Origin of the sequence: Bartonella sp. OT172YNZD, assembly GCF_042193725.1 — a bacterium.
GTDB lineage: Bacteria > Pseudomonadota > Alphaproteobacteria > Rhizobiales > Rhizobiaceae > Bartonella > Bartonella grahamii_A.
In genome coordinates, this window is the sequence record NZ_JBHILZ010000030.1 from 1 (window position 1) to 6,713 (window position 6,713).

General features: G+C 36.4%; 2 protein-coding genes and 1 pseudogene. All 3 read right to left on the reverse strand.

What is annotated here, in order from left to right; genetic code table 11:
* Positions 1 to 1,209 (reverse strand): annotated as a pseudogene (locus tag ACFIJS_RS08380) (hypothetical protein); the annotation flags it as partial.
* Positions 1,210 to 2,375: 1,166 nt separating this feature from the next.
* Positions 2,376 to 5,408 carry a YadA-like family protein gene (locus tag ACFIJS_RS08385; RefSeq protein WP_375651122.1) on the reverse strand — a complete coding sequence of 1,011 codons (3,033 nt, stop codon included), beginning with the start codon at positions 5,406 to 5,408 and terminating at the stop codon, positions 2,376 to 2,378.
* Between the two features lie 988 nt (positions 5,409 to 6,396).
* A partial coding sequence (locus ACFIJS_RS08390; RefSeq protein WP_375651124.1) for a YadA-like family protein occupies positions 6,397 to 6,713 on the reverse strand: 317 nt, incomplete at its 5' end.

The following is a 6,713-nucleotide window of genomic DNA, read 5'->3' on the forward strand; positions in this document are numbered from 1 at the left end:
ATTATAAGTCGTATCAGTAACATCGCCATCTTTTGTGAAGCTCTTAACCATGAAGGTAGGAGCTGTCCAAACTCCATCCGCATAGCTAGCACTACCACCTAATGACGAAGCAACACGGCTTCCCAATGCATGAAGCTGATTACCAGCTACAGCATCGCTTGAACCAGCATTAATGTCTCCATTCGTAAGTGACGTTATCTTACTGCTGCTTTTCTCTTTGCCATGCTGTGCAACGAAGGCATTATCTCTATCGCTCCAGTTCAAAGAGTCACTTTTCGCGTCTGCAACCTCTTTGGTAATTTCATCCTTAATATTCTCGAATTTATCTTTAACTTTTTCGAATGAAGTACCAACACCGGTAAAGGCAGAAGCAACATCATTATAAGTCGTATCAGTAACATCGCCATCTTTTGTGAAGCTCTTAACCATGAAGGTAGGAGCTGTCCAAACTCCATTCTCATACTTAGCGTTACCGCCAAAAGACTTCGCAACCTCGCTGCCCAGTGAATAAAGCTGAAATCCATTCACCGCTTCAGTTGAAGTTTTTGAAATCTCGCCAGCAGAAACATCTAAAAGCAACCGAGCTTTACCCTCACTATTCATAAAACTTATTTTAGTTAATGGTGAGTTAGCAGAAATAGTTATTGTCCCTCCACCATTTGCCCGATCTAATCCACGAGGTAAGTGACTTATAAAAGGAAAGCTGTCTGTACCCTTATGCTGATCATCATTTTGAGATAGATTATCTCGTTTCTCCCCAATAGCATGGTTTTCTTTTGTCTCCACAATCTGACGATCAAAACCTGTAAAAGCACTCTTAACGCCAGAAACTGCATCTACTATATTCTTGGAAGTTTCCCTCCCCGCAAATGCAATATCAAAAGCAGTTTTAATCTGAAACTTAATATTAGATCTTAAGTTCTTTGAGGAATCTTCACCCCCCATAAATACAGAACCACTATCTGTATACAATTTACTGTCAACTATATGGGCTGGTGGAATAGCTTTAAGCACAGTTGTACCACCACCAAAATCATTTGGTATGTTATTAAAAATCTGAGTATTAGCAGAAACAGGAGAAATACTTGATAAAAAGATAATCACTAAAGCAACAGAAAGCGCTTTAAGAAAAAGTAATCGATAAAGCGAGCAAGGATCTTTAAAATCACTCACCACTTGCGCTTTTGATGTGATATATAGCTTTTTCATAACAAATTCTCCAAGTAAGAAAAACATTTTAATAACATTAAAAAGACACATTTCAGCGCTATGAGCGTTTAAGGATGTGTTTTTTTCTTGTTCTTTATAAAATTTAGTTTTTTCGCAGAAACAGACAGAGGTGATTAGAACTCCTAGGGTGGTTGTGTTTAGCCTTGATTAATAATTAAATTAGTGAAATTTATTTTTTCTATTTTTAAGCAGAGTGTTATTTCTGCGAAAAAGTTTCTGAATTTGAGGATAAGGAAAAGATATAGAAGGCGTTTTTCCGCGCTATTGCTAGGTATGTGGGATTAAGAAGCAATAAAATATTTATTGCGGAAAAAGGTTAAGTGATTGGCGAGCGCTTTAGAGTGGTTTTTGTGGGGATTATTGCGCTTTTATCGTAAGAATGAGCAGTGTACTCTCCAGCCTTAGAGTTATTTCTCTTGAAGAGCTTTAAAATAGGGTGATTATAGCTGTGTGATTTTTTCATAATTCTTCGCACCTCCCTTTGCGATAAATCTTTTTATTTTTATTGGAATGAGTCTTACCAGTGACTCTCTTATTCTTTTATAGACTATTAAAAAAATAGCAAGAAGAAAATGAATTTAATTATTTTTACATAATGAGTCTTTCAGATTTATGCAATCATGAAATATCCAGTTTTAAAATTCATAGATTCATTGCATGCGTTATAGTATATAGCCAGGTTTTGTTTTATAGTTTGTTTGAGGGATACCGTTTTGACCAAAATGAGTCTTACTGATAATTGCGGCTACTTCATACCTCATGATTGCTACCGCTATGTACAGAACAAATAAATAATAAAATAGGATTTTGGATTTTTTTTAAAACGTATCCCCTAATGGATATTTTCTATCAATGAAATTATAGAACATATACCTTTAAACTATGGTACGATTACGCATTATATCAATTTACCTTAGATACATTACTATGCATTTATAAACTCTTTTTAAAGTGCTTCACTTTTCACTAAAATCAATCTCACTAAGATTATTACTATAGGACACATTGTTATATGACTTTATAATTATACTACTCTATGACTTTTTCTGTAAAATATTACTTCTCTATAATGTAAAATTTTGCCCTTGTCTGAATAGACAAGGGCAAAATTTTCGTTAAATTGCAGTTTTTTGTATTATATGGTGTTATTTTAATTTCAGAGTTATTCCACCACCTACTCCCCACTGACCTCCAGCACTGGTTGCTGATAGATTAGAACGAATCTTGCCATCTTCAGACGTATAACCTGCACCAATAGCGAAGGCAGATTGGCCACGCCACAAACCGCCACCAAATGAAACGCTCAAAGAGCCTGGATCGTCGAAGTAACGTAAGTTAGACACTGCTAAACCAATCGCTGCTGCTTGCCTTGCCTCTTTGCGCACATTCTGAATATCATAACTCAGTGCTTCAAACTTCATATCGGTATAAGCTTTCGCCTCGTTAAGAGCTTTATCGACTCGATTGTCCGTATACTCTTGCGTATTATTAAGAACAATCTCCATCTGCTTATCGGTATAATCATGTAACTGACCACCATTTACTGCGTACTTAGAGCCTTCTTTAATTTCGCCACCAGCTACATTATTTATCAAAACAGGTTCATCTTCTTTTTCACCTTTTAGAGTGATCTTATCGGTTTTCTCTCCACTCTCTTTATCAACATCATAGCTAACCGCAAGATCCACCTCGTCTATGTCACTCTCCTCCTCATCCATGACAATATCGACCTCATCTAGGGCACGAGTTAAGTTGCTCCTAAAAGGAAAGCCTTCTGTAATATTATTATCACTCCCATTTTGAGCTTCCTTATTTTTTTCACCAATAGCAGCGTTATTCTTTATATCAACAATCTCATGATTCAGACCTGTAAGAGCACTATTAACGCCAGCAAATGCATCCGCGACACTACTATACGTTTTCTCAGTCTCATTACCATCCTTATCAAAGGCTTTAACTGTAAAAGTAGGAGCACTCCAGCTTCCATCTTTATCATATCCAGCACCACCACCAAAATAACTTGCAAATGCCTGAGCCATAAAATAAAGCTGAGCACCATTTACTGCTTCGGTCGATGTGGCCGTAAATGCACCACCCTTAACACCAGAGAGAACTCGTGGAGCATTAATACTGTTTGCAATATCTATTCTATTGCCGCCTTTGTTTCCTCCAATCGTGATAAGCCCAGCACTATTTTGCTTAACAAAACTATCACCTGTCACATTTTCGATCTTTTCATTAAGATTCGTGAAAGAACTACTTACGCCAGTAAATGCATCTGCAACAGTTCTATAGTTCTTTTCAGTCCCACTACCATCCTTATCAAAGACTTTAACCGTAAAAGTAGGTGATATCCAGTGTCCATCTTTATCATATCCAGCATCACCACTAAAATAGCCTGCAACTACATTGCTCATGGAATAAAATTGAGAACCATTTATCGCATCAGTTGATGTTGCTGTAATCGAACCAGCATTAACACCGGAAAGAGTCCGTACCGCATTATCAATATTTGCAATACTTACCTTAGTTCCACTTACTTTTCCACCAATGCTAATAAGTCCCGCATCATCTTGCTTAACAAGACTATCACCTGCTGCATTAATGACTATATTTTCAATCTTTTTATCAAGATTCGTGAAAGAACTACTGACACCAGTAAAGGCATCTTCAACAGTTCTATAGTTTTTTTCAGCTCCATTCCCATCCTTGTCAAAGACTTTAATCGTAAAAGTAGGTAATGTCCAGTTTCCATCTTTATCATATCCAGCACCACCGCCAAAAGAGCACGCAACTACAAAACCCGTCATATAAAGCTGGGAACCATTGACTGCATCAGTCGACACTATCCCAATTTTACCATTACCAACACCAGTAAGAACCCGTGCTCCATGAAAAATGTTTGCAATACTTACTTTATTTCCACTTGCTTGTCCACCAATGGTAATAAGTCCTGTACCATCTTGCTTAACAAGAGTATCACCTGTCGCATTAACGACTATATTTTCAATCTTTTTATCAAGATTCGTGAAAGAACTACTGACACCAGTAAATGCATCTGCAACATTCTTATAGTTCTTTTCAGCTCCATTCCCATTCTTATCAAAGACCTTAACCGTAAAAGTAGGAGCACTCCAACTTCCATCTTTATAACCAGCACCACCGCCAAAATAGCCTGCAACGACATTGCTCATGGAATAAAGTTGAGAACCATTTATTGCATCAGTTGATGTTGCTGTAATCGAACCAGCTCTAACACCAGTAAGCGTCCGAACTGCATTATCAACGTTTGCAATAGTTACTTTAGCTCCATTTACTTTTCCACCAATGGTAATAAGTCCGGTACCATCTTGCTTAACAAGACCATCACCTGTCGCATTAACGACTATATTTTCAATCTTTTTATCAAGATTCGTGAAAGAACTACTGACACCAGAAAGTGCATCCGCAACATTATTATAGTTCTTTTCATTTCCATTACCATTCTGATCAAAGACTTTAACTGTAAAAGTAGGAGCATTCCAGTTTCCATCTTTATAGCCAGCACCACCGCCAAAAGAGCTCGCAACCCCAGCGCCCAATTTATAAAGCTGGGAACCATTGACTGCGTGATCCGATGTTGCGTTAACCAAACCATCACGAACACCAGTAATGAACCGCGTCTCACGAGAATTATTTGCAACGTTTACTATATAACCCCCCTTTTTCGCACCAATTGTAATAGTCCCTACTGCATCTTGCTTAACAATCATATCAGACAAGATTGTATTAATTTTATTATTAATTTCTCTCTGAAATATCCCCCAAGTATTTCCCCAACCCGCAAACGCATTATTAACGGCTGTTCCAACCTCAAGTTTAATAGTATTTCCCATATTGGCTTCTAAACCTTTGAATTGATTCTCTACCCCTATAAACGCAGAGCCAACATCTCTATACACGTTCCCGTCAATTATATAGGTTGGGGCAACACTTTTAAGTACATCTGCACCACCACCCAAATAGTCTGATATATTATTAAAAGCCCAACCAGTAGCAGAAACAGGAGAAGCACTTGATAAAAAGACAGCCACTGAAACCAATGAAAGCGTTTTAATAAAAGGTAAACCATAAGGCGAACAAGAATTTTTTAAATTACTTATTTCTGGCGTTTTTGATGTGATATGCTTTTTTTTCATAATAAATTCTCCAAGTAAGGAAAACATCAAAAAGACATATTCTGGTATTAGTGGATTACAGAAATTGTCTTTTTATTGTTTTATAAAAGATTAGGGTTGTGATAATGGGAAAAAGGACTATCTAAAATGTCAATGAGATTGTGATTAGCATTGATTGATAGGATTGATAAGCCTTTCGTTTTTTGCTCATTTAAGGGGGCGCTTTTTTTTGTAAAAAAGTTTTGAGATTCGGGACTGAAAAATGAGATAAACGTAGAAAAAACATATTTATGCGCTATTGTTAAGTGTGATGTGTGTGAAAGGCAATAAAAGATGTTTATTGCAACAGAGAGTTGGGTTTTTAAGGTGTTTTTGTGAGGTTACTGCACTATTGTGAAATAAGTGAGATATTCCTAAGCTTTAGGATTGTATCTTTTAACGTGCTTTTAGATATGATGGTGGTGATTGTGTGTTTTTTCATAATTTACCGCACTCCCCTTTTGCGAAAACTTTTTTATTGGAGTATTTTTTAACGAATCATCTATTTTCTATAGACTATTAAGAAAAATAGCAAGAAGAAAGTGAAATTAATTATTTTTATATAATGATTCTTTCTGATTCATGAAATAGTTCTAAAATTCACAGCTTCATTGTTTGATCTGTAAGCTTTTATAGGAGTTTTGGTGCCTCGTTGTATTTTAGATGTTTCCATTTTAATCGAAGTGATTCTTACTTGATCGTTGCCGCTTCTGTATACAAAACAAATAAATGAGAAATGTTTTTTTCATTTATTTAGGAATATTTATCTCTCAATGGATATTTCTATTAATAAAATTATAAAATCTACACTATTAAAATTATTGTGCGATCACACATTCCTATTAATTTCTATAAAAACATTACTCTGCGTTGGTAATTTTTTTGTTAAAGTGCTTCCTGTATAAAATATTCCAAATATAAAATTTTCGCCCTTGTTCTCATCAAACAAGGGCAGATGTATTTTTTATTGTCAATTCAGCGTTAAGTTTACTCCTGCACTTACCCCCCAGTGTCTTCCAGTACTCGTAACAGATACATTCGAGCGAATATTTCCATCTTCAGATGTATAACCAGCTCCAATGGCAAAGGCGGATTGACTGCGCCATACGCCCGTTCCAAATGAAACACTCAACTTCCCTGGTGTATCGTTATAACGTAAACCAGCCACCGCTAGACCAATAGCTGCTGCTTGTCTTGCTTCTTTGCGAACATCCTCAATGGCATAATTCAAAGTCTCAAACTTCATATCTGTATAAGTCTTCGCCTCATTAACACCATCATTGACAA